Annotated in this window: 15 protein-coding genes; 8 read left to right on the top strand and 7 right to left on the bottom strand. The window is 71.6% G+C overall.

Annotated features, from left to right (window positions below; translation table 11 throughout):
* Positions 1-75: 75 nt before the first annotated feature.
* Positions 76-3,009 (bottom strand): family 43 glycosylhydrolase, encoded by a 2,934-nt coding sequence (locus OHB01_RS31020; RefSeq protein ID WP_328854357.1) that lies wholly within the window; start codon positions 3,007-3,009, stop codon positions 76-78.
* A gap of 633 nt (positions 3,010-3,642) precedes the next feature.
* On the opposite strand from OHB01_RS31020, the gene OHB01_RS31015 reads away from it, so the two are divergent.
* Both OHB01_RS31015 and OHB01_RS31010 read left to right on the top strand, forming a co-directional pair.
* Positions 3,643-4,449, top strand: a complete 807-nt coding sequence (locus tag OHB01_RS31015; RefSeq protein ID WP_328854356.1) for an SAM-dependent methyltransferase — start codon at positions 3,643-3,645, stop codon at positions 4,447-4,449.
* A 622-nt stretch (positions 4,450-5,071) separates the two neighbouring features.
* Entirely contained in the window at positions 5,072-7,120 is a 2,049-nt protein-coding gene (locus OHB01_RS31010; protein ID WP_142652573.1) for a bifunctional aldolase/short-chain dehydrogenase, read from the top strand.
* 181 nt (positions 7,121-7,301) lie between these two features.
* On the opposite strand, the gene OHB01_RS31005 is transcribed toward OHB01_RS31010, so the two are convergent.
* Positions 7,302-7,436: a hypothetical protein gene (locus OHB01_RS31005; protein ID WP_328709946.1), complete on the bottom strand. Its 135-nt coding sequence runs from the start codon at positions 7,434-7,436 to the stop codon at positions 7,302-7,304.
* 153 nt (positions 7,437-7,589) lie between these two features.
* Positions 7,590-8,300 (bottom strand): sulfotransferase family protein, encoded by a 711-nt coding sequence (locus OHB01_RS31000; RefSeq protein ID WP_142652572.1) that lies wholly within the window; start codon positions 8,298-8,300, stop codon positions 7,590-7,592.
* A gap of 376 nt (positions 8,301-8,676) precedes the next feature.
* On the opposite strand from OHB01_RS31000, the gene OHB01_RS30995 reads away from it, so the two are divergent.
* Entirely contained in the window at positions 8,677-11,079 is a 2,403-nt protein-coding gene (locus OHB01_RS30995; protein ID WP_328854355.1) for a PHB depolymerase family esterase, read from the top strand.
* Positions 11,080-11,200: 121 nt separating this feature from the next.
* On the opposite strand, the gene OHB01_RS30990 is transcribed toward OHB01_RS30995, so the two are convergent.
* Positions 11,201-11,734, bottom strand: coding sequence for an XdhC family protein (locus OHB01_RS30990; protein WP_142646762.1), 534 nt, complete (start codon positions 11,732-11,734; stop codon positions 11,201-11,203).
* 207 nt (positions 11,735-11,941) lie between these two features.
* Between OHB01_RS30990 and OHB01_RS30985 the strand changes: the two genes are divergently transcribed.
* The 3 genes from OHB01_RS30985 (at position 11,942) to OHB01_RS30975 (ending at position 17,186) form a co-directional block, all read left to right on the top strand.
* A complete protein-coding gene (locus OHB01_RS30985; protein WP_328854354.1) occupies positions 11,942-14,971 on the top strand; it encodes an MGH1-like glycoside hydrolase domain-containing protein in 3,030 nt (1,009 codons plus the stop codon).
* Positions 14,972-15,126: 155 nt separating this feature from the next.
* The gene (locus OHB01_RS30980; protein ID WP_147943367.1) at positions 15,127-16,848 is read left to right on the top strand and encodes a serine/threonine protein kinase; all 1,722 of its coding nucleotides are present in this window, start codon (positions 15,127-15,129) and stop codon (positions 16,846-16,848) included.
* 191 nt (positions 16,849-17,039) lie between these two features.
* Positions 17,040-17,186 (top strand): hypothetical protein, encoded by a 147-nt coding sequence (locus tag OHB01_RS30975; RefSeq protein ID WP_328854353.1) that lies wholly within the window; start codon positions 17,040-17,042, stop codon positions 17,184-17,186.
* A gap of 160 nt (positions 17,187-17,346) precedes the next feature.
* Here OHB01_RS30975 and OHB01_RS30970 read toward each other — a convergent pair whose 3' ends face one another.
* Together OHB01_RS30970 and OHB01_RS30965 are read right to left on the bottom strand one after the other, a co-directional pair.
* Entirely contained in the window at positions 17,347-18,438 is a 1,092-nt protein-coding gene (locus OHB01_RS30970; protein ID WP_142646867.1) for a winged helix DNA-binding domain-containing protein, read from the bottom strand.
* Between the two features lie 64 nt (positions 18,439-18,502).
* On the bottom strand, positions 18,503-19,345 hold the full coding sequence (locus OHB01_RS30965) for an NAD(P)H-binding protein (protein ID WP_328854352.1): 843 nt from the start codon (positions 19,343-19,345) through the stop codon (positions 18,503-18,505).
* Between the two features lie 182 nt (positions 19,346-19,527).
* On the opposite strand from OHB01_RS30965, the gene OHB01_RS30960 reads away from it, so the two are divergent.
* On the top strand, positions 19,528-20,484 hold the full coding sequence (locus tag OHB01_RS30960) for a helix-turn-helix transcriptional regulator (RefSeq protein ID WP_328709951.1): 957 nt from the start codon (positions 19,528-19,530) through the stop codon (positions 20,482-20,484).
* Positions 20,485-20,651: 167 nt separating this feature from the next.
* Positions 20,652-22,652: an erythromycin esterase family protein gene (locus OHB01_RS30955; RefSeq protein ID WP_147943364.1), complete on the top strand. Its 2,001-nt coding sequence runs from the start codon at positions 20,652-20,654 to the stop codon at positions 22,650-22,652.
* 77 nt (positions 22,653-22,729) lie between these two features.
* On the opposite strand, the gene katG is transcribed toward OHB01_RS30955, so the two are convergent.
* Positions 22,730-24,961, bottom strand: a complete 2,232-nt coding sequence (gene katG, locus OHB01_RS30950; protein ID WP_328854351.1) for a catalase/peroxidase HPI — start codon at positions 24,959-24,961, stop codon at positions 22,730-22,732.
* Positions 24,962-24,985 lie beyond the last annotated feature (24 nt).

The raw sequence follows: 24,985 nt of genomic DNA, 5'->3' as shown, positions 1-24,985 counted from the left end.
CGACCGGCCCGGGGTGGTGCGGGTGGTGCGGTGGTGCGGGGCCGGCCGGCGATCGGCTGCCGGCCGGCCACGTCGTCAGCGGCAGCTCGCCGCCGCGTAGCCGGCGTCGTAGGACGAGGTGGCCTGCTTGCCGTCGATCGTGGCGGTCGCCTTGACGGTGACCGTGCCGGCGTCGATGTTCCCGGCCCGGGTGTTGAAGGACTGGTATGCCTGCTTGCCCGGAGCCACGTCGGCCACCGTCTTGGACCCGTACGGCGTCGTCAGCGTGATCGTCGCCGGAACGCCGGAGTCGTTGACGGCCGTGACCGCCACGTATGCCGAGCTGCCGACGCAGCGGGAGGCGGCGGTGACGGTCAGCCTGACCTCCGGAGAGGCGGTCTTGAGCGTGCCGAGCCGGGCGAGCTGGTAGCTGAGCGCCCGCTCCGGCGCGTCGATCTGGTTCTGGGTGCCGAACTCACCGGCCCGCGCCGCCGTCGCGGTGTCGAGCGCGGCCCGCATGTCGGCCCAGGCGTCCGCCGGATAGTCGCGCTCGTCGAGCGTTCCCGCGTGTGCGATCGCCGCGTCGAGGCCGCTCGTGTCGAGGGCCTTGTTCTGCGCGGTCAGCGTGTCGCTGAGCTTGTAGTAGTCGAAGTCGACGTGCCCGCCCTTCTCCTTCGTCGCGTAATCGAACAGGCCGACCCGGTGTCCCATGAAGTGCGAGAGGCTGCCGTCCAGCGTCTGCGGGCCGACGCGGCTGCCCAGCTGGGTCCAGTTCAGGCCGTCGAGGCTGTAGTAGAACGTCGTCCACAGCTGCCCGACCGGAGAGCTGAAGTCGAGGTCCGCCTTCACGTACACCTGCGTCGCGTCTCCGAGCGGCACCGTCGTGCCGGGCACGAAGCTCTCGACCGCCGACTGGTCGATGTCGACCGCGAACGGCTGCACGCGGTTGACGACGCCCAGCGTGTTCTGGCCGTCGACGCGCTTGACCGCGACATAGGAGAACCCGCGGTTGTAGGCGGCCAGACCGGCGACGTCGCCGTTCTTCATGCCGGAGATGTCCATCTTGGTCTCGACCGACTGCCGGGGCCCGAACGTACGCTGCGACAGCGTGTTGCGCGCCTCTTCGAACCAGGTCAGCTCGTCGCGGCCGGACAGCTTGGTGTAGACGTACTTGCCGGTGACCACCTTGCCGGTCGTCAGCCGCAGCCAGCCGTCCCGGTCGGTGAGCGACCAGTAGCGGTTGTCGGGGGCGTGGTTCCACTCCCACACCGGGTCGAGCCGCGACCCGTTGGGGGCGATCTCCTCCTCGGACGGGCTCTCGGTCGTCACCGGCTGCCCGACGATCGAGACGTCGTCGACCAGGTAGTCCACGCTCGACGACGCCGGCTGCGGGTTGGCCCACGGGGTCTCGATCGCGAACTTGAAGTTGTCCACGTTGGCCGTCGAGGGGATGGTGTACTGGCCCGTGACGGTCGTCCACTGCCCGGCGGGAACGTTCCCGGACGCCATCGTCTGGACGCCCGTGCCCCAGTCGGCCACGAGGTTGAACCGGATGCTGCTCGGGCCCGAGGTGTACTTGATCTTCGCCGACACGGTGTAGGTCACACCGCGCTGCACCTTGCCGTTGAGGAACTGGTTGGGCCCGGAGCCGTTGAGCGTGCGGTCGCTCACCTTCAGCGCCGCCGATCCCGCGGCCGGGTCGGTGGTGTCGCGGGTGATCGTCGCGCCGTACTGCGTGCCCCACGGGGAGACCGCGTCGGCCTCGAACCCGGGGTTCTGCAGGAGCTCGACGCCGATGAGCGAGTCGTCGTACGAGGGCGGGTCGGGGATCGTCCACTGCTCGTCCATGTACGGCCGGTGCGGCGCGTCGTTTGCGAAGTCGTCGGAGGCGACGAGGCTCTTCTGCCGCTCGAACGTCTCCTCCGCCGGGCTCAGCGTGATCGGCTTGGCGAACGCGCCGCCCACCGGCACGACCCCGTCGGTGCCGAACGTCGGCCAGCCGTCCTGCCAGGTGGCGGGGATGAGCGCCGGGGTGCGCCCGATCGGGAAGTTGTCGCGGAAGAACATGCCATACCAGTCGGTGCCGCCGTCGCGGGAGATCGGCACGAGGCTGCCCTGGGCGAAGCCGTTGGAGTCGAGCACTCCGCGCGCCTCGTAGGTGTTCGAGCCGTCCGCCGACGTGTAGCGGCCGAGCAGGTCCTTCGAGCGGAACATGACGACCTGGCGTCCCTGCCCGGACGGCCAGGTGATGATGACCACGTAGTAATAGCCGTTGATGTGGAAGACCTGGGCGCCCTCGAACAGCCCGCCGATGAACGGCTTTCCGGCGTAGTCGTTCGCCGTGAAGATGTTCGGATAGTCCCTGTCGATGCCCGACATATCCGGCTTGAGGCGTACGGCGCTCGTCCCGCCGGAGCCGTAGAAGATGTACGGCGTGCCGTCGTCGTCGAAGAACAGCGACGGGTCGTGCAGGCCGCGGCCGAGCGGCGTGCGCGTCCACTTGCCGTTCTCGACGTCGTCGGTGCTGTAGAGGTACGCGCCGCCGAGGTTGTTGGTGTTGAAGACGACGTAGAACCTGCCGTCGTGGTAGCGCAGCGACGACGCCCACTGGCCCTGGCCGTAGGAGTTCTGCCCGTTGCGCAGGGAGAACGCGTCGCCGATGTCCGCCCGGCCGAACACGTAGTTGACGATCTCCCAGTTCACCAGGTCGTACGACTTCATGATCGGCGCGCCCGGGCTCAGGTGCATGGTCGTGCTGATCATGTAGTAGACGTCGCGGTGCTCCTTGTTCTCCGCGGCAGGGACGCGCTCCACGCTGATGTCGGGCACGTCGGCATTGGTGATCGGCACGGTGTAGGTGCCGTCGCCCTTGTCGGTCGAGGTGTACGACGGCGCCGGCGACCACCCGGCGGAGGCGTTCGCCACGCCGCCGTGGGCCGCGAGACCGCCGCACACGAGCGCGGCGGCCGTCGCGAGCGAGATCCTCCGCAACCGCCGGGGGACCGCCGGGGATCGGCGATTTTCGGGCACGCGAAACTCCTCTGCTGAGCGATGTCAGGCGATGCCTGACGCGAGGGGGTGTGGGATCGGAGTGAGCGGTCGGCTGAGATGCGGCCGGACAGCCGGCCTGCGGAGGGGGGCGTCCGCGGGCCGGCCGGCTGGAGTCCCGGCGGGAGGGGCGCGTGTCCTACCGGTTGTGCCGGGCGGAGAGTGTGGTGTTCACCTCGGGCGCGGGTGGGCGGCCGTGAGGTGATCGCTCGTGGGCGGAGCCGAATATGCGTGGGCGGCCCGGTGCGAAACGTTCCCGTGGAGGGGCGGGGTGAGCCGCGGCGGGGGGACCGCTTCTCATCAAGGAGGCTCCTCGGTTGTTAGCGCTAACATTTCCTGTTGCGGATAGATTGCGGCGATGTTTCGTGACCGTAAGTGGGACGGCGCGCACTGTCAAGAGTGTGAGACGTGCGTCGAGGCCGTTAACGTGCTGTCCCGAAAGCCGGAAAGTTACCGTCTCGGCACGTCAGCGAGCGGTCCCGGACCGCCGGTAACGGATTCGTCGAGCCTCATCCGCTTCGTGCCGGTTCCTGGCCTTGGATGACAAATCGGTGACGTGTCTTCCCTGTCGCGATCAAGGCCGTACGATCATTTATGTACGACGAGGGGAGTGTTGTGGACGAGCGTAAGGCGCCCGCGGGCGTCGACCCGTTTACTCCGAGCGTCGCCCGGATGTACGACTACTACCTGGGTGGCAAGGACAATTTCGCGGCGGACCGCGAGGCCGCGGAGAAGATCATCGAGATCCTGCCCAACCTCCCCGACATCGCCCGGGAGAACCGCGAGTTCCTGATCCGGGCGGTCACGTACCTCGCGCAGCAGGGTATCCGCCAGTTCCTCGACATCGGCGCCGGACTTCCGACGCAGCGCAACGTCCACCAGGTCGCCCAGGAGGTGGCCCCGGAGTCGCGGGTCGTCTACGTGGACAACGACCCCATCGTCCTCGTCCACGCGCGGGCCATCCTGGCCGAGAACGATCGGGTGCGCGCGGTCGAGGCGGACATGCGCGACACCGAGGCGCTGCTGCGGCACCCGGAGATCCGGGAGCACATCGACTTCTCCCAGCCGCTCGCCGTCCTGCTGCTCGGCGTGCTGCACTTCATCCCGGACGACGACGAGGCGATGAAGATCGTCGCGACGCTCCGGGAGCCGCTCGTGCCGGGCGGCTACCTGGTCGTGTCGCACGGCTCCCTCGGCGAGCTGAGCGACGACCAGGAGGAGGAGGGCCGGAAGGTCTTCAGCCGGACCTCCGTCCCCGGCACCACCTCCCGGTCGTACGACCAGGTCCTCACGTTCTTCGACGGGCTCGACCTGGTCGAGCCGGGAGTGGTGCCGCTGCACGAGTGGCGGCCCGACACCGACTACCCCTTCGTGCGGGAGGGCAAGGCCGGCGCGCTCGGCGGCGTGGGCCGCGTCCGCTGATGCCGGCCCACGAGGGAGTGGGCAGGCGGGACTCGGCGTGGTCCCAGGCGCTTCCCCCGCCCCGGGGCCGGTAGGCCCGAAGCGGTTCGCTGCGGCGGACGAGGCCGCGGATGTGATCTCGGGCCGGAGCGTACCGGCGGGTGTCCCGGGCTCGCGCAGCGGCGGCAGATGCCGGGCGGCAGGCCGGCCGGTATGCCAGGTCGTGCGACCAGGCGCGGGCGCGGACGTCGTACAGGCCGGTGGTGGAGGCCGGGCAGCCGTTTGTCGCCGTCGAGCAGGCCGTAGTCGACCGCCCAGGAGTCCACGCCGACCGAGCGCACCGGCCCGGCCGCCCGCAGCCCGTCGAGTACGCCCTGACGTTTCGCCGGCTCCGCCGCCCCTTGCAGGCCGTCCGGTGTTGGCCGGGGGCGGGAGCCGGGGTTGGGGTGCGGGCTCGGGGCCGGGTCGGAGGCCGGGTCGTGATCGGGGGGTCGTGATCGGGGGGACGTGAGCGGGGGGACGTGAGCGGGGGCCGGTCTCCGGACGCCCGGCCCGCCGCTGTAGCCTGCCGCGTGCTGTCCGTTTTGTAGCAAATAGTCCTAAAGGTCCAAGTATCGTCCGTGCATGCCTAGGGAGAGATCGCATGACCACGCCGGTTGAGCAGCTGCTCGAACGCGCGCACCTGCTGGGAGCCGACCCCCGGAACACGAACTTCGCCGGGGGCAACGCTTCGGCCAAGGGCACTGCTCTCGACCCGGTCACCGGCACCGGCGTGGAACTGATGTGGGTGAAGGGATCGGGCGGCGACCTCGGCACGCTCACCGAATCGGGCCTGGCCGTGCTCCGGCTCGACCGGCTGCGCGCGCTCACCGGCGTCTACCCGGGTGTCGAACGCGAGGACGAGATGGTCGCCGCCTTCGACCACTGCGCGTTCGGCAAGGGCGGGGCGGCGCCGTCGATCGACACCGCGATGCACGGCCTGATCGACGCGGCGCACGTCGACCACCTCCACCCCGACGCCGGGATCGCCATCGCGGCCGCCGCAGATGGCGAGGAGCTGACCCGGCGCATCTTCGGCGACCGGGTCGTCTGGGTGCCCTGGCGGCGTCCCGGCTTTCAGCTCGGCCTGGACATCGCCGCCGTCAAGGACGCCAACCCCCGGGCCGTCGGCTGCATCCTGGGCGGCCACGGCATCACCGCCTGGGGCGACACCTCCGCGGAATGCGCCGGCAACTCGCTGTGGATCATCCGCACCGCCGAGGCGTACATCGCCCAGCGCGGCAGGCCCGAGCCGTTCGGGCCGGTGATGCCGGGCTGGGAGCCGCTGCCGGAGCGGGCCAGGCGCGAGCGGGCGGCGGAGCTGTTCCCGGTGCTGCGCGGCCTGTGCTCGACCGACGTCCGCCAGGTCGGCCACTACACCGGCACCCCCGAGGTGCTCGACTTCCTGTCCCGCGAGCGGCACGCGGAGCTGGCCGCCCTCGGCACCTCGTGCCCCGACCACTTCCTGCGCACCAAGGTCGCGCCGCTCGTGCTCGACCTGCCCGCCGGCGCGCCGCTGGAGGAGGTGATCTCGCGCCTCGGCGAGCTGCACGCGGCCTACCGCGAGGACTACCGCGCGTACTACGAACGGCACGCCACCCCCGCCTCGCCCCCGATGCGCGGCGCCGACCCGGCCATCGTGCTCGTGCCGGGCGTCGGCATGTTCTCCTTCGGCAAGGACAAGCAGACCGCCCGCGTCGCCGGTGAGTTCTTCCTCAACGCGATCAACGTGATGCGCGGCGCCGAGGCGCTGTCGGTCTACGCCCCGATCGAGGAGTCGGAGAAGTTCCGCATCGAATACTGGGAGCTGGAGGAGGCCAAGCTGCGGCGGATGCCGGCGCCCAAGCCGCTGTCCACCCGGATCGCGCTGGTCACCGGCGGCGGCTCGGGCATCGGCGCGGCCACCGCCCGCCGCCTGGCCGCCGAGGGCGCCTGCGTGGTGGTCGCCGACCGCGACCTCGCCGCCGCCGAGAAGGTGGCCGCCGAGATCGGGGCCCACGCGCATCGTCCCGCCGACGCGGCCGTGGCCGTCCAGGCCGACGTCACCGACGAGGCCCAGGTCGTCGAGGCCGTACGGCAGGCCGTGCTGGCCTTCGGCGGGGTCGATCTGGTGGTCAACAACGCCGGGCTGTCGCTGTCGCGCTCGCTGCTGGAGACCACCGTGGACGACTGGGACCTCCAGCACGACGTGATGGCCCGCGGCTCGTTCCTCGTCTCCCGGGAGACGGCCCGCGTCATGATCGAGCAGGGCATGGGCGGCGACATCGTCTACATCGCGTCCAATAACTCCGTCTTCGCCGGGCGCGACAACGTGGCGTACGGCGCGGCCAAGGCCGACCAGGCCCACCAGGTGCGCCTGCTCGCGGCCGAGCTCGGCGAGCACGGCATCCGCGTCAACGGGATCAACCCCGACGGGGTGGTCCGCGGCTCCGCCATCTTCGCCTCCGGCTGGGGCACCAACCGGGCGGCCGTCTACGGCGTGCCGGAGGCCGAGCTCGGCGAGTTCTACGCCCGGCGCACTCTGCTCAAGCGCGAGGTGCTGCCCGAGCACGTCGCCGCCGCCGTCTTCGCCCTCACCGGCGGCGACCTGTCCCTCACCACCGGCCTGCACATCCCCGTCGACGCCGGGGAGGCCGCGGCATTCCTGCGCTGACGACGCCGCGCTCCCGCGTGATGAAGTAGCGGTCCGCGCGGTGAGCCGGCAGGTCACCGCGAACCCGCCGAGCGCCACCCTGTCGGTCACCGCCGCCCAGCCGACGGCCACGCGGACCCTGACCTGCACCAACGACTCCGCGACCGCGGTCACGCTCGACCTGGCAGCACGAGGGCGCAGATCAGGCGGACGGGCCGGGGCTCCGCCAGAACGGGTCCCTGCCGATGAAACCCACGAGCTTGGTCTGGACGTCCGCATCACCGGGCACCTCGACCCGGGCGCCGAACTGGCCGGAGGCGCGGATGACCTGCTCCATCTGCTCCATCCCGGCGAGCAGCTCGGCGCAGAAGCCGGCGTCGAGCCGGTCGTCCTGGCCGGTGGCCCGGGCGGCCCAGCCCGCGACGGGGGAGGGCGCGTCCCAGGCCCGGGTGCCGCGGACCCGTTCGGTGAGGTGCGCGGCCGTCCGCCGTCAGCCTCCGGGCGCGAAGGGGACGTGGACGCGGCCCTCGGTGTGCATGAGCTCGAACGTCCTGCGGATCGACGCGGCGTCGTTGAGGTGCGGGAACGGGACGTCCGGGGGAGCGGCGACCCCGAGGAAGGCGCACAGCGGTCCCCATCCCTCGCGTACGTCGAAGACCAGGAGCCGTTCGGCGGGAACGGCGGCCAGCACCTCGGCGACATGCCGGTGGTAGGCCGCGACGGCCCGCTCCTCGTCCGGGCTGTGACCGGGCTGCCGGTTTTCCCCGAACAACGACCCGCTGATCCGCTCGAAGAGCGGCCGGAGACTCGTGATCGCGGCGACCACCGGACGGATGGACTCGGGCGCCTCGTCCTCCCGCAGCGGCTCGCGCGGGCCCAGCGAGCCCAGCAGGCGGAAGCTGGCATACCAGCTCTGCGGGTCGCGGACCGTGAGGACGACCTTGGCCTCCGGATACGCCCGTGCCAGCTCCCGCCAGAAGAAGCTGGCGGGCCAGTCCACACAGGAGCGGAAGCCCTCGAAGACCCGGTCCCAGTCGGGTGCCGCCCCGTCCGCGCAGACGGGCAGCCATCGTGCGGCGAGCTCCGGGCGGAGCAGGACCTCGTAGAAGTGATAGCAGGGCCCGAACCCGAGCCGCTCCAGGGCCACCTTCACCGACGTCGTTCCGGTGCGCGGAAGTCCCGCGCCGATGACCTCCAGCATGTCCAGGCTCCTGTCGTCGCCTCCCCCGGCTGTAGACCATGCCCGCGCGCCGGGCGCCGCTCACGCGTCACGCTCACGCGCGGCCGCATGCCGCCCCGGCGATCTGACAACATTTCGGCGTCTTCATGAAACTTTCCAAAGCTCCTCGGCCTCCCAGCGGCAGGGGATGCCTCTGACGTCCTGCTCTTCGCCGCCGCAGAAGTCCAGGTGATCTGCGGGTTGAGTGCCCAGAAAGTTTTAGGCACGCTTCGGAAACATTCACATCGCCGATTCGGTGCGGGTGGGGCATCCACGGCCTGCGAGAAGTACGGGAGCCCGATCCCGGACGCCATGGCCACACCTCCCGGTCGGCGCTACCGGAGGAAGGACAGCGCACGTGAGACGACGCATCGTGGCCCTATTGGCCGCCGTGCTGATGCCCGTGGTCGCGGCGACCACGTTGCTGGTCACCCAACCAGCCGCCGCGGCCTCCCTGACTCGGGTGACCAACTTCGGCAACAACCCGAGCAACCTGAACATGTACATCTACGTGCCGGACCGGGTGGCGGCCCGGCCGGCGCTCCTGGTCGCCGTCCACTACTGCACGGGCACCGCGTCGGCGCTGTACAGCGGATACTTCCGCGACTACGTGAACGCGGCCGACCAATACGGGTTCATCATCGTGTTCCCCGAGGCCACGCGCAGCGGGCAGTGCTTCGACGTGTACTCGCCCCAGGCGCTGCGGCGGGGCGGCGGCAGCGACCCGGTCGGCATCATCTCGATGGTCGACTACGCCAAGTCGCGCTACAACGTGGACCCCGGCCGCGTCTACGTCAGCGGCGTCTCCTCCGGCGCGATGATGACCAACGTGCTGGCGGCCGAGTATCCGGACGTCTTCACGGCGGGTTCGGCCTTCATGGGCGTCCCGGCGGGCTGCTTCGCCACGAACGACGGCTCCACCTGGAACAGCCAGTGCTCCAGCGGGCAGAGCATCAAGAGCGCCCAGCAGTGGGGTGACCTGGCCCGGTCGATGTACTCCGGCTACAGCGGCTCCTATCCTCGGATGCAGCTGTGGCACGGCACCAACGACACGACGCTGGCCTACCCGAACTTCGGCGAAGAGATCAAGCAGTGGACCAACCTCCACGGTGTCAGCCAGACGCCCGTGTCCACCGACAGCCCCTCGTCGGGCTGGACCCGCACCCGGTATGGCAACAACGGCACCCAGCCTCCGGTCGAGGGCATCAGCGTCTCCGGTCAGGGCCACTCGCTGCCCCTCAACGGCATGATCAGCTACGCGATCAACTTCCTCGGTCTCAACAGCACCACGCCGAGCTCCCCGTCGCCGTCCCCGTCTCCGTCTCCGTCTCCGTCGCCCACGCCGCCGAACAGCCCGTCGCCGAGCCCGTCGGCCACCCCTGGCGGGTCGCCGGCCACCACGCTGGGCGCCGCCGCGGCCCGCACCGGTCGTTATTTCGGCACCGCGATCAGTGCGAACAAGCTGGGCGACTCGCAGTACACCACGATCGCCAATCGTGAGTTCAACATGATCACGGCCGAGAACGAGATGAAGATCGACGCGACTGAGCCGAACCAGGGTCAGTTCAACTTCACCAACGCCGACCGGATCTACAACTGGGCCGTGCAGAACGGCAAGCAGGTGCGCGGGCACACGCTGGCGTGGTACTCCCAGCAGCCCGGCTGGATGCAGTCCCTCAGCGGCAGCGCGCTGCGCCAGGCGATGATCAACCACATCAACGGCGTGATGGCCCACTACAAGGGCAAGATCCCCTACTGGGACGTGGTCAACGAGGCCTTCGACGACAACACCGGCGGCCGCCGCGACTCCAACCTGCAGCGCACCGGCAACGACTGGATCGAGGTCGCCTTCCGCACCGCGCGGGCCGCCGACCCTGACGCCAAGCTCTGCTACAACGACTACAACATCGACAACTGGACCTGGGCCAAGACGCAGGGCGTCTACAACATGGTCCGCGACTTCAAGTCGCGCGGTGTCCCGATCGACTGCGTCGGCCTGCAGGGCCACTTCAACAGCGGCAGCGCCTACAACAGCAACTTCCGCACCACCATCTCCAGCTTCGCCGCCCTCGGGGTGGACGTGGCCATCACCGAGCTGGACGTCGAGGGCGCCTCGGCCACCACCTACGCCAACATCGTCAACGACTGCCTCGCGGTCGCCCGCTGCGTCGGCATCACGGTGTGGGGCGTGCGTGACAGCGACTCCTGGCGCTCCTACCAGAACCCGCTGCTGTTCGACGGCAACGGCAACAAGAAGGCCGCCTACACCGCGGTCCTCAACGCCCTCAACAACGCCGCACCCAACACCTCGCCCAGCCCCACCCCGCCCGTCAGCCCGAGCCCGAGCCCGACGCCCCCGGTCAGCCCGAGCCCGAGCCCGACCCCGCCGGTCAGCCCGAGCCCGAGCCCCACTCCGCCGGTCAGCCCGAGCCCGAGCCCGAGTCCGAGTCCGAGCCCGCAGCCGGGCAACGGGTGCAGCGCGACGATCCGTACGGTCAACAGCTGGCCCGGTGGCTTCCAGTCCGAGGTCACGGTCCGCGCCGGCAACGCGGCGATCAGCGGCTGGACGGTGAACTGGAGCTGGTCCGGCTCCCCGTCCATCACCCAGCTGTGGGGCGGCCTCACGTCCGGCTCCGGCTCCTCGGTCTCCGTCCGCAACGAGTCGTGGAACGGCACCGTGCCCGCCAACGGCAGCACCACCTTCGGGTTCACCGCCAACGGCAGCCCGGAGACACCGACGCTGACGTGCAGCGCCTCCTGACCGGTGACCCTGACCGGTGACACCATGACGCGCTCCTGACCAGGAGGAGCGCCTGGGGCACCCCCGCCACCAGCGGGGGTGCCCCTCCGCATGCCGGGCGGCTCGTCTGGCGGGCGGGACGTCAGTGCGCGAAGCCGCCGGGCCTGCCGTTCCTGTCGGCGATCAGGCCGGCGAGCGTGGCCACCGCGATCTCCGCGGGCGTACGCGAGCCGATGTTGAGCCCTATCGGGCGGTGCACGCGGGCGATCTCCTCGGGCGGGACGCCCAGCTCGGTCAGCGCCCGCACGTGCGGACCCTCGTGACGGGGGCTGCCCATGATGCCGATCCAGCGCGCGGGGCCGCGGAGGACGTCACGCAGTATCGGCCCGATCTCCGCGCGGTGATGGTCGGTGACGACCACGTCGGCTGTGCCGTCCAGATGGCCGCCTGCCTCTCTCACCACCTCGACCGAGCCCGCCGGAAGGCCGCCGAGCCCGCGATCCGGGTCGGGCTCCAGCAGGATCGGCCGGAAGCCCAGCTCCACGCCGAACCGCAGCAGGTGATCGGCCACCGGAGACGCGAACACCGCGACCAGCGTCCGCCGCTCCGTCTCCTCCGGCGGCGCGTCGCCGTGGGCCGCCGCGCATGCGGGGTCCTCGTCATGGCTGTGACTCATGCCCGCAGTTTCTCAGCCCGCGGGCGTTTTCGGTCCCCCGGACGGGGGTGGCGCTCCCGCGAAGAGCTATTGCGTTTCGTCCATAACTGGTCAAGACTGAGCGCTATCGATCAGATTCGGTCGCGTACCATCGTGCAACGCGACCGAACCTGAGCGATTTCGCCTGCCGTCACCCTCCTGAGATTGCCGAGAACGCCCGAGGTGACCATGAGACACGCCGTCGCGATGCTCGCGACGCTCGCGGCGCTGGCCGCGCCGACCGCCCTGATCCCCGCCCCGGCCGAGGCCGCCCACGCCCCCGCGCCGCCCGCGGCGTACCCGGAGGTCGGCAGGGGCACCGCCTTCCTGGACCACGACGCGCTCGTGTCGGGGTACGCCGAGCCGGAGTGGTACAAGGCCAACATCCCGTTCCTGGAGGTGCCCGACCGGGAGATCCAGGACGTCTACTACTACCGCTGGAGCACCTACAAGCGGCACATCCGCTACACCGACTCCGCGACCGGTGACGTGATCACCGAGTTCCACAACCCGCCCGGATACTCCGCCCCGCTCGGCGGCATCGTCGCCGCCGCCGGTCACCACGTGTACGAGGGGCGCTGGCTGCGCGACACCCGCCCGATCGACGACTACCTCACCTACTGGCTGCAGGGACCGGGCGCCGGCCCCAAGCCGAAGGAGGAGTACCTCAACAAGGACACCGACGACTGGGCGCACCAGTACGCCTGGTGGGCGGCCGACGCCGCCTACCAGCGCTATCTGGTCACCGGCGACGCGTCCTTCGTCAAGGGGCTGCTGCCCGACCTGGTGCGGCAGTACGACAAGTGGGGCGGCCAGTACGACAAGAAGCTGGGCCTCTACTGGTCGGTGCCGGTGTGGGACGCGATGGAGTTCACCGCCTCGTCCTACGAGACCGACCCGGCCGATCCCTACCACGGCGGCGCGGGCTACCGGCCGACGCTGAACGCCTACCAGTACGGCGACGCCAAGGCGATCGCCGCCATCGCCACCTTGAGCGGCGACAAGGCGCTGGCCAAGACGTTCGAACAGCGGGCGGCGTCGCTGCAGGACGCGCTGCACCGCTATCTGTGGGACCCGAAGCGGTCATTCTTCTACCACAAGGCCCGCGCCGACCTGGACCCCCAGGAGCGGCTGGTGTCCACCCGCGAGGAGATCGGTTTCGTCCCGTGGGCGTTCGACATGGCCAGGCCCGGTACGGAGAAGGCGTGGGCGCAGCTGCTCGACCCGCAGGGGTTCGCCGCGCCGTACGGGCCGACCACCGCCGAACGGCGCAGCCCGCTGTTCATGCGCGACGCGCTGAACGGCTGCTGCCGCTGGGACGGGCCGAGCTGGCCCTACTCCACCTCGACCACGCTCACCGCGATGGCCAACCTGCTCGACGACTACGACCAGCACGTGGTCACCGCCGCCGACTACTACACGGTGCTGCGCGGCTACGCGCTCACCCAGTTCAAGGACGGGCACCCGTACGTCGCCGAGGCGCACCACCCCGACGAGCCGCGCTGGATCTACGACGCCGCGGGCCACAGTGAGCACTACAACCACTCGACCTTCGACGACCTGGTGATCAGCGGCCTGATCGGGCTGCGCCCGCAGCCGGACGGCACGGTCGTGCTGAAGCCGCTCGCGCCGGCCGGGTGGGACTACTTCGCGCTGGAGAACGTGCCCTACCACGGCCACAACGTGACCGTGCTGTGGGACCGCGACGGCAGCAGGTATGGCCAGGGCGCGGGCATGCGCGTCTACGTGGACGGCAGGCAGGCCGCCAAGCGGGCCACGGTCGGCGAGCTGACCGCCCGGGTGCCGGCCGCCGTGACGCCCGACCGCTCCTCGCGGCCGTCCGACGACGCCGCCAACCCGTACGGCACCGGCTATCCCAAGCCGTTCGCGTCGTACACCAACGGCATCGACAACGTTTGGGACGCCGTGGACGGGCGGATCTACTACGACGACGTCCCGCACAACCGGTGGACCAACTACCGCTCGCCGAACGCCGAAGACCACCTCGGCGTGGACTTCGGCGTGCCGACCCGGGTGAGCGACGTGCGGTTCTACGCCTACGACGACGGAGGCGGCGTGAAGGCCCCCGCGTCGTACCGGCTGGAGTTCTGGGACGGCGCGGCGTGGCGCGAGGTGCCGGGCCAGACCCGCACGCCGGAGCGGCCCGCGGGCGCCGCGCTGAACCGCGTCACGTTCCCGGCCCTGACAACGACGAAGATCCGGCTGGTGTTCGGCAACCCGCCGGGCGCGTACGTCGGCGTCACCGAGCTGCAGGCGTGGTCGCCCGCCGCGGGCGACGCCACGGTGGACGTGACCGTCTCCGGGCAGGCGCGTTCCGGCGACCCCGCCGAGGTGACCACCACCTTCGTCAACCGGGGACGCACGCCCGCCACCCGGGTCACGGCGTCGCTGGCCGTGCCCCCGGGCTGGTCGGCCGAGCCGGTCGGCAGCCCGAAGGCCCACGTGGTGCGGCCGGGCGGCGAGTTCGCCGTACGCTGGCGGGTCGCGCCGCCCGCCGGGACCGCGCCGAGCCCCGGCGCCCACCCGGTGCGCGCGGCCGTCGAGTTCGACGGATCGGCGCGGGCCGTGAGCCCGTACGCCCAGGTGACCGTGGGGCTCGACCCGGACGCCTACGGGAAGGTGGAGGCCGACGACGACTTCGCCGCCGACACCTCGGCGGGCTACACGCTCTACAAGCCCGAGGGCGGCGAGGCCCTTCCGGCGGTCACCGTCGGCGGCGGCCGGTTCGCGGGCGGCGGCGCCCAGCCGTTCTTCGGCCTGGCGGCCGGTCCGGCGGCGCTCTCGTCGGCCGACGCGATCAGCGTGGTGACGGCGGGGGAGTTCGCCGGCACCGGCAGCCCGGAGGACAGCGTGTTCGTCGGCTGGGTGAAGGACGCCGGCACCTACGTGACCGCCTGGTACAACAACACCCGCAAGCAGTCGGGCATCAACGTGCGGGTCGGCGGCCGGTTCCTCGACACGCCCGGCGACGCCCCGCTGACCCTCAAGCCCGGCGACCGGTTCGCGCTGGCGCTGTCCGGTGACACCATCACCTCCTTCGCCTACACCGGCGGCCAGTGGCGTCCGCTGCGTACGGCGGACATCGGCGGCACGCTCGCCACCCCGCAGGCCCGCGAGGGCTTCCGCTACGGCTTCGGCCTGCGCGGCACCTCCGGCACGATCGCGGTCGCCGGCCTGGAGGGCCGTAGTTCCTCGTAGCGTGCCCCGTGGAGGGCGTGGTTCCGGCGCCGCGCCCTCCACGGATTCCGGGAACGACGCGCCGGGCACCGGCCGCGGTCGGGCCAAGGCGGTCATGTGGTCGATCTCCGGCGGGATACTGGAGGCGCGTACGTGCCCCCGACCCCCGGAGAGTCATGCCGCAGCCGCTGGAGCCGAGCGATCCCGCACGCCTGGGTTCCTTCCGCATCACCGGCAGGATCGGCGAAGGAGGGCAGGGCGTCGTCTATCTCGGCGAGGCGGAGTCCGGCGACCTCGTCGCGGTCAAGCTCTTCCACGCACGGCTCGGCCAGGACGCCGCCCGCACCGACTTCACCCGCGAGGCGGAGCTCGCCCGCCGGGTCGCCCGGTTCTGCACGGCCCAGGTGCTGGAGTCCGGCATGGACGGCAGCCGGCCGTACATCGTGAGCGAGTACGTCGACGGGCCGCCGCTGAGCCAGGTGGTGGCCGCGCGGGGGCCCCTGTCGGGCGGCGCGCTCGAACGGCTCGCCATCGGCACCGCCACCGCCCTGGTCGCCCTGCACGACGCCGGGGTGGTCCACCGGGACTTCAAGCCGCAGAACGTCTTGATCGGGCCGGACGGGCCGCGCGTCATCGACTTCGGGATCGCCCGCGCGCTGGCCAACACCAGCACGATGACCAGCCAGATCGTGGGAACGCCCGCCTACATGGCGCCCGAGCAGCTCGCGGCGGGCGAGCTCGGCTTCGCCCTCGACGTGTTCGCCTGGGCGTCCACGATCGCGTTCGCCGCCATGGGCCGTCCGCCGTTCGGCGCCGACGCCATCCCCGCCATCATCAACCGGATCCTCAACCAGGAGCCCGACCTGGAGGGGATCGAGTCGCCGCTGCGCGACCTGCTCACGGCCTGTCTCGCCAAGGACCCGGCACGGCGGCCGACGGCGCGGGAGATCGTCGACCGCCTCGTCCGCCCACGCCACGACGCCCCGGCCGTGCCGGTGGCGCCCGGGGTTCCGGGGGCACCCGCCGCGCCGGCCGGATCGGGCACGCCGGTCTCGCCCGCCGGGGGCGGTGCGCCGTACGCGCCGGGTACGCCGGGCGCGCCAGGTGTCCCGCCCGCGCCCGGCGCGCACGCCGGGCCGGGCACGCCGATGCCGCCTGCCACGGGCGACGCGCAGTCCGGGCCGATCACGGGACCTGCCACGGGACCTGCCACGGGACCTGCCACGGTGCCGGGAAGCAACAGTCGTGGGCGGGTGCGGGCCGTCGTCGCCGCCGTGGCCGTGGCGGTGGCGGCCACGGTGGCCGCCACCGTCGCGCTGCTGCCGTCCCTGCATCTGCCGTTCACCGGGACTGGCGTCTCCGCGACGGAGCGAGCGGCGGCGGTCGGCACGCCCCCGCCCGCGTCGGCGGACACCGGCGGCGGCCCGTCCCCGTCCGCGCTCGCGGTTCCGTCGCCCGTCGCCGTCTCGCGATCCGCGTCGCCCGCCGCCTCACACCCGCCGCGGGTGAGCCGGTCCACGGCCAGGCCGGCCACCACCCGGCCGGTCCCGACGCGTACGGTCACCGCACGGCCGACAGTACGCCGGTCGAAGACGACCGCGCCGGTCCCCGCGGAGTCCCCGGTGGAGAAGAAGCAGGCGAAGCCCTCGCCCACGCCCGCCCAGCGGGTAGTGGAGCTGGGACCCGGCCGGTTCACCGACTACTGCGTGAGCCTCGGCTGGGAGTGGGTCGAGTATCGGGAGACGCCCACGCCCGGCGCGTACTGCGTCAAGCGCAAGGGCGACACCATGTATCTCTCCCAGAGCCAGCGCGACGCGGGCTGCCGCTGGCGCTACCACGACCCGAAGGCGTTCCACCGGTTCAAGGGCAAGTCGAACTACTGCTACACCTACCGCTGAGAGGGGGCGGCGGGCGCCTGGCAGGTCGTGCTCTCCCAGGACCTGGCCGGCGTGGGCCCGGCCCACGTCAACGCCACCACGAGGCCGCCTGCACACCGCCTGGACCCCGGTCTTCGGCGCCACCCCCGGACACCCGGGGGAGCCGGGCCCCGCCGCGGAGGCCAAGCCGTTCGTGCTCGGCGCGCCCGCCGGTGCGCGCCGTGCTGCCGGACGGCTGGACCAGCGGGCGGCTGCACATCGCCCTGGTCGGCGACGGGGGCGTGATCGCCCGCACCGCCCTCGACGTGGACACCCATACCGCCCACGTCATCGGCGACGACCCGCGGGCCCGCGCCTGAGGCGGCACGAGGCGGGCCGCCGGCCTCGTCTCACCGGTCCGCGCCGGGTGCTCCGTTCGCGGCGCCCAGCGGGATGCGCGGGGAGACGGTGCCGCGCAGGCCGTGTCCGGGCTGCGGACCAGTCGCAGCACGACCTCCTCGCAGCCCGCGCTGCGGGCCATCAGGTGGTCGGACGTAGATCGTGTGCGGCTCCGGGCGCGGCGAACTCCAGAAGCCGGGCGCCTTCCGCCTCGACCTCGGCGCGTTCGGCGGCGGACAGCGGCAGGAAAGAGTCGATTTCCAGAGTCGCCGACGTCCTGTCCGCGTCGAGCTTCCACGCACCTCTCACTTGGCCGTCCACGAGGAAGGTCGCGCGCATGCCGTTGCGGGTCGTCACGCGCCGGCGGGCTTCGTCCGAGATCACGCGGGTGCGGTCGGCATGGGAGGCCAGCAGGTTGTCATACTCGGGCAGGAAGCGAACCGGCGCGAGGGCGTCGGCGCCGGGGCGCGGCGCGTCCGGCAGGTCGAACAGCTCCACCCCATGCTCGTCGCGGAAGACCGCCAGCCGTGGCCGCAGCCGCTCCATGACGGCGTGCAGCCGGGTCAGACCCGCCCATGTCTGCACGTCCTTGACCGACGCCGGGCCGAACGCGGCGAGGTAACGCAGCACGATCCGTTCGGGGTCCGGCACCGGTGCGGGCGCGGCTCCCGTCCAGGTCGCCGCCGTGGCGTACCGTGCGGCACCGCCTACGCCCCAGACAGCGCGCGGCGGCACCTGAACCAGGGGCACCAGGTTTCGCACCACTGTGGCGAGCGCGCGGGGCTCGCGGCCGGGCCACCGCTCGCTCAGCGCCTGCCCGAGTTCTCCGGGAGTGAGGGGCCGCTCGCCGAGCAGGACGCGCCCCGCCTCCGCCACGGCCGCGCGGTCCAGACCGGCCAGGGCCTTCTTGAACGCGGTGTCCAGCTCCCGGTCGAGCGCAGGCTGGACCCATGTCCGCAACGAGCGGTAGTCCGCCGCCGTGACCAGATGGACGGTGCTGCGCATCAGCGCGACCCGCACCAGCCGGCGCCCTGTCAGCGCGTCCGCCAGGTCATCGGTGCCGAACCTCTTCAACCTGGTCCAGAGCCCGAAGTAAGGCGCGTACGGAGCCTGGGCCTGCATTCCGGCCAGCCGCGCGATCGCCTCCTCGGCCGTCGCGTCGGCCCGTTCCAGCAGCATCTGGCGGGCCAGCAGCGCTCGTCCCAGTTCGCGTCGCTCCAGCACCGGCGGCATCGTGGCCCCTTTCGGTTCTCGGGGGCAGGGAGGCGGCGGTTCTCCGTCCCCCTGCCCTGGTCGGTCAGCCGCCGAAGTCGGCCTTGTGATCTGTGGTCCACTCGGCGTAGGTGCGCGCGGGGTGCCCGGTGATCTGCTCGATGACTTCGTTGACCGGCGCCGGCTTCCCGACAGCCCGTGCCATGAGACCGAACAGCGCCGCCAGGAAGTCGGCGTCCATGAACTGACTCATCTGCGCTCGCACGGGCTCGGGATCGAGGTCCTCGACGGTCAGCGGGCGTCCCAGCGTTTCGCCCAGGATGCGTACCTGCTGTGCCTGGGTCAGCGACTCGGGGCCGGTCAGGTCGTAGATCCGGCCCGCGTGCCCGCCGCCGGTCAGGATCCGTACGGCCACCTCGGCGACGTCCCGCTCGTGCACGGCGCTGAAGGCGGCCTCGGTGTACGGCGCGCGGATGATATCGCCGCCCTGCAGTTGCATCCCGAACGTCAGCGAGTTGATGGCGGGGAACAGCAGCCGGAGGAACGTCCACTCGATTCCGGAGGTCTCGATGGCCTGCTCGACGTCACGGTGATATCGGGCGATCACATCGGGCTGCCGCTCGGCCCCGTCGTCGACGGCCCCCGACGACAGGAACACCACCCGCCGCACTCCTGCCTCGCGCGCTGCCTCCAGAAGCGGAGCGATGTCCGCTCCATACTGCAGGACCAGGAAGGCGGCCTCGACACCCCGCACGACGGCCGGCAACGTCTCGGGCTTGGTCAGATCACCCTGGACGACCTCGACGCCCTCCGGCAGCCCGGCCTTCTCCGGGGTCCGGGTCAGCGCACGCACCGGAGCCCCAGTGGAGACGAGCTCCTCGACCGCCTGACGTCCGAAGTGAGCCGTGGCACCAACGACCAGATACATGGGGTTTCCCTTCATTCGATGACAGTCCTGACATAACGACCTGGAATGCTCTGCTTGCCGCAGGGCCTCGCCGTCATGGGGGCGGCGTCCTCCGTGATGCCGCCCCCGCTGTTCGTCATGGCCGTCACGCTAGATGCCAATTAGGTAAGATTCGTTCCTAATTGGCTGGCAGACTTCCGGGAATGTTGGAAACCTCGGCGCGGCTGCTGCGCCTGCTCTCCCTGCTGCAGACACCCCGCGAGTGGACCGGCGCCGAGCTGGCCGAGCGGCTGTCGGTCAGCACCCGGACCGTCCGCAACGACGTGGATCGCCTGCGGAACCTCGGCTATCCGGTGCACGCCGGCCGGGGCGCCGCGGGCGGCTACCGGCTCGGCGCCGGCGCCACCCTGCCGCCGCTGCTGCTCGACGACGAGGAGGCGGTCGCCGTCGCGATCGGGCTTCGGACCGCCGCGGGCACCATCACGGGGGTCGAGGAGACCTCCCTGCGCGCGCTCGCCAAGCTGGAGCAGGTGTTGCCGTCCCGGCTCCGGCGCCGGGTCGGCACCCTCCAGCAGTACGCCGTCGCGGTGCCCAGGGACGAGCCCGGCCCGCGGGTCGACGCGGACACGCTGACCGCCATCGCCACCGCCTGCCGGGACCATGAGCGGCTGCGGTTCGACTACCGCAGTCACGACGGCTCGGCCGGCCGCCGAGACGTCGAGCCCTACCGGCTGGTCAACTGGGGGCGGCGGTGGTACCTCATCGGCTTCGACGTCGCGCGGGCCGACTGGCGGACGTACCGGGTCGACCGCATGAGCCCACGCACCCCGGCAGGTCCCCGGTTCGCCCCGCGCGAGCTGCCGGAGGACCCCGTCGACCAGGTGCGGCGGGGAGTGTCGTCGGCAGCCTGGCGGTATCGGGCCCAGGTCACCCTGCACGCCCCGGCCGAGCTGGTCGCCGAACGGATCAACGCTGCCATCGGCACTGTCACGCCGGTCGACGACACGCGGTGCCTGCTGGACACCGGTGCCGACAGTGTCGAGGCACTCGCCGTCAACCTCGGCCTGCTGGGCATGGACTTCACCGTGACAGAGCCGCCGGAACTGGTCGAACTCGTACGTGCCCTCGCCGGCCGCTACCACCGCGCCGTCATGTGCTGATCGCCCGCAGGACGCGAACGAGGCCCTCGTACGAGGCCCCCGGCAGGCGGAGTGGCAGGCCCGGCCGTCCGGGCCGTCGGGCAACCGGTCCGGCAGGCGCTGCCGGGAACCGTGTTTGCGCTGCTCATAGTGGGGTATTCGGTTGCGCGACCCGGGAGGCGAGGCTCATGAATGATCGCCTGTTTTCGGATCGCCGGGAGGCGGGCCGGGTGCTCGCGGGACTCCTCGGCCACTACCGCGGGCTGCCCGACGTCGTCGTCCTCGGCCTGGCGCGCGGCGGCGTCCCGGTGGCGTACGAGGTGGCGACCGCCCTGGGCCACCCGCTCGACCTGCTCCTGGTGCGCAAGCTCGGCACGCCCGGCTGCGAGGAGCTGGCCATGGGGGCGATCGCCGTGGGCGGGGTGATCGTGCTCGACGAGGACGTCGTCCGCGGGCTCGGCCTCCGGCCCGACACCATCCGGCAGGTCGCCGAGCGGGAGTCCCGCGAGCTGGCGCGGCGGGAGCGGGCCTACCGGAGCGATACGCCCGCCGCGGAGCTGCGCGGCAAGACCGTCATCCTGGTCGACGACGGGCTCGCGGCCGGGGTGGGCATGCGCGCGGCCGTCCGCGCGGTGCGGCAGCGGGGGCCGGCCGGGATCGTGGTCGCCATGCCCGCCGCGGCCGAGTCCACCTGCGAGGAGCTGGCCGCCCTGGTGGACGACGTCGTCTGCGCGACCACGCCCATGCCTTTCCTCTCCGTGGGGGAGTCGTACTGGAACTTCACCCAGACCGGCGACGACGAGGCCCGCAGGCTGCTGCGCGCGGCGGCCTCGGCGCGGGCCGGGGCCACGCTCGTCCGCACCGACCTCGCGACGCTGCGCTCGGAGCTCGTGCCGGTGCGGGACGGGGTCCCCTCGGACGAGGTGCTGTTCGACATCGTCGGCGACGCGCGGTTCGTGCTGATCGGCGAGGCGTCGCACGGCACCCACGAGTTCTACGCCGCGCGCGCCCAGATGACACGGCGGCTGATCGAGGAGAAGGGCTTCATCGCCGTGGCGGTGGAGGCCGACTGGCCCGACGCGTACCGGGTGAACCGGTATGTCCGGGGGCGCGGTGACGACGCGACCGCCGAGGAGGCGCTGCGCGGCTTCGAGCGCTTCCCGGCGTGGATGTGGCGGAACGCGGACGTGCTGGAGTTCGTCGGCTGGCTGCGCGAGCACAACGACCGGCTCGGCAAGCGGGAGCGGGCCGGGTTCTACGGGCTCGACCTCTACAGCATGCACCGGTCCGCCGACGAGGTCGTCGCCTACCTGGAGAAGGTGGACCCGGCCGCGGCGGCGCGGGCCCGCGAACGCTACTCCTGCTTCGACCACAACGACGGCGACGACGGTCAGGCGTACGGCTTCGCCGCCGCCTTCGGCGCGGGGGAGTCGTGCGAGCGGCAGGTGATCGAGCAGCTCGTGGACCTCCAGCGCAACGCGCTGCGCTACCAGCGGGCGCAGGGGCTGCTCGGCGAGGACGAGTTCTTCCACGCCGAGCGCAATGCCGTGGTGGTGGCAGCGGCGGAGCGGTACTACCGCACGATGTTCGGCGGCCGGGTGTCCTCGTGGAACCTGCGTGACCGGCACATGGCCGACACCCTGTTCGCGCTGGCCGAGCACCTCGGCTGGCAGCGCGGCGAGCCGGCGAAGATCGTGGTGTGGGCGCACAACTCCCACCTCGGCGACGCGCGGGCCACGGAGATGGGCGCGCGCGGCGAGCTCAACCTCGGACAGCTGGTGCGCGAGCACAGCCTCACGGACTGCCGGCTGATCGGCTTCACCACCTACACCGGCACGGTCACGGCGGCCGACGACTGGGGTGGCCCGGCCGAGCGGAAGAACGTGCGCCCGGCGCTGCCCGGCTCGGTCGAGGAGCTGTTCCACGAGGTCGGGCACAAGGAGTTCCTGGTCGGCTTCGGGCGTTCGGCCGGCGCGGCGGACCTGCTGCGCAGGGCGCTGCTCGAACGCGCCATCGGCGTGGTCTATCGCCCGCGCACCGAACGGCAGAGCCACTACTTCCAGGCCCGCCTGTCCGACCAGTTCGACGCGGTGATCCACATCGACGAGACCGGCGCGCTGGAGCCCCTGGAGCGTACGGCCGCCTGGGAGCGCGGAGAGCCTCCGGAGACCTACCCGGTGGCGGTCTGAGCCCTGGGCGATCGCCCGGACAAAGCGGAACGTCCGGGCCGGCGCCCGTGTGGGCCGGCCCGGACGTCAGGTCAGGCTCAGACCAGGTCGAACCGGTCGAGGTTCATGACCTTGTCCCACGCCCGGACGAAGTCCGTGACGAACTTCTCCTTGGCGTCGTCGCTCGCGTAGACCTCCGCGACCGCGCGCAGCTCGGAGTTGGCCCCGAAGACGAGGTCGGCCCGGGTGCCGGTCCACTTGACCTCGCCGGTGGCGGTGTCGCGAGCCTCGAACGTGGTCTGGTCCTCCGAGATCGACTTCCACTCCGTGCCCAGGTCGAGCAGGTTGACGAAGAAGTCGTTGGTCAGGACCCCCGGCGTCTCGGTGAAGACGCCGTGCTTGGACTGCTGGTGGTTGGCGCCCAGGACGCGCAGGCCGCCGACGAGGACGGTCATCTCGGGGGCGCTGAGGTTCAGCAGGTTGGCCCGGTCGATCAGCAGGTATTCGGCCGGCAGGCGGTTGCCCTTGCCGTAGTAGTTGCGGAACCCGTCGGCGGTCGGCTCGAGCGCGGCGAACGACTCGACGTCCGTCTGCTCCTGCGACGCGTCCACGCGGCCCGGCGTGAAGGGAACCTCGACGTCGAAACCGGCGTCCTTGGCGGCCTTCTCGACGGCGGCGCACCCGGCGAGCACGATCACGTCGGCGAGGGAGACCTGCTTGCCGCCGGTCTGCGCGGCGTTGAACGACTGCTGGACGCCCTCCAGGGCGCGCAGCACGGTCGCGAGCTGGTCGGGGTCGTTGACCTCCCAGCCGATCTGCGGCTGCAGGCGGACGCGCGCGCCGTTGGCGCCGCCGCGCTTGTCGCTGCCGCGGAAGGACGCGGCCGACGCCCACGCGGTGGACACGAGCTGGGAGACCGACAGGCCCGTGGCGAGGATCTGTTCCTTGAGGGCCGCGATGTCGGCGGCGTCGACGAGCTCGTACGTCCGCTCCGGCAGCGGGTCCTGCCACAGCAGCACCTCGCTCGGGACCTCCGGGCCGAGGTAGCGGGTGACCGGGCCCAGGTCGCGGTGGGTCAGCTTGAACCACGCGCGGGCGAAGGCGTCCGCGAACTCGTCGGGGTTCTCGTAGAAGCGCCGCGAGATCTGCTCGTAGATCGGGTCGAACCGGAGCGCGAGGTCGGTCGTCAGCATGCCCGGGGCGTGCCGCTTCGACGGGTCGTGGGCGTCGGGAACCGAGCCCTCACCGGCGCCGTTCTTCGGCTTCCACTGCCACGCGCCGGCCGGGCTCTTGGTCAGCTCCCACTCGTAGCCGAACAGGTTCCAGAAGAAGTTGTTGGACCACCGGGTCGGGGTCGAGGTCCAGGTGACCTCGAGACCGCTGGTGATCGTGTCGCCGCCCTTGCCGGTGCCGTAGCTGTTCTTCCAGCCGAGGCCCTGCTGCTCGATCGGGGCGGCCTCGGGGTCGGGGCCGACGTTGTCGGCCGGGCCCGCGCCGTGGGTCTTGCCGAAGGTGTGACCACCGGCGATGAGGGCGACCGTCTCCTCGTCGTTCATCGCCATCCGGCGGAACGTCTCACGGATGTCGCGGGCCGCGGCGATCGGGTCGGGCCTGCCGTTCGGGCCCTCCGGGTTGACGTAGATGAGGCCCATCTGGACCGCGGCGAGCGGGTTCTCCAGCTCACGGTCGCCGCTGTAGCGCTCGTCGCCGAGCCAGGTGGTCTCGGGGCCCCAGTAGACGTCGTCGTCGGGCTCCCAGGCGTCCACGCGGCCGCCGGCGTAGCCGAAGGTCTTGAAGCCCATCGACTCGAGGGCGACGTTGCCGGCGAGGATCAGCAGGTCGGCCCAGGAGATCTTCTTGCCGTACTTCTTCTTGACCGGCCACAGCAGGCGGCGCGCCTTGTCGAGGTTGCCGTTGTCCGGCCAGCTGTTCAGCGGGGCGAAGCGCTGCTGGCCCGAGCCGGCGCCGCCGCGGCCGTCGCTGATGCGGTAGGTGCCCGCGCTGTGCCACGCCATACGGATCATGAGCGGGCCGTAGTGGCCGAAGTCGGCCGGCCACCAGTCCTGCGAGGTCGTCAGCACCTCGGCGATGTCCCGCTTGACCTCCGCGAGGTCGAGGGACTTGAACGCCTCGGCGTAGTCGAAGTCCTCGCCGAGCGGGTTGGCCACGGCCGGGTTCTTGGCAAGGATCTTCAGGTTGAGGCGCTCCGGCCACCACTGGTGGTTGGCGTTGCCCTGCGTCGGGTGCGGGGCGCGCGTGTGCGCGACCGGGCAGCCGCCTTCACCCTCCGCTTTCGGATCGGTGGCGATTGCGTCGTGGTTCTCGGTCAAGGGAATCCTCTGGAACTAGTCGAT

The organism is Microbispora hainanensis (genome assembly GCF_036186745.1).
Taxonomy (GTDB): domain Bacteria; phylum Actinomycetota; class Actinomycetes; order Streptosporangiales; family Streptosporangiaceae; genus Microbispora.
This window is presented reverse-complemented; position numbering and strand designations above follow the sequence as displayed.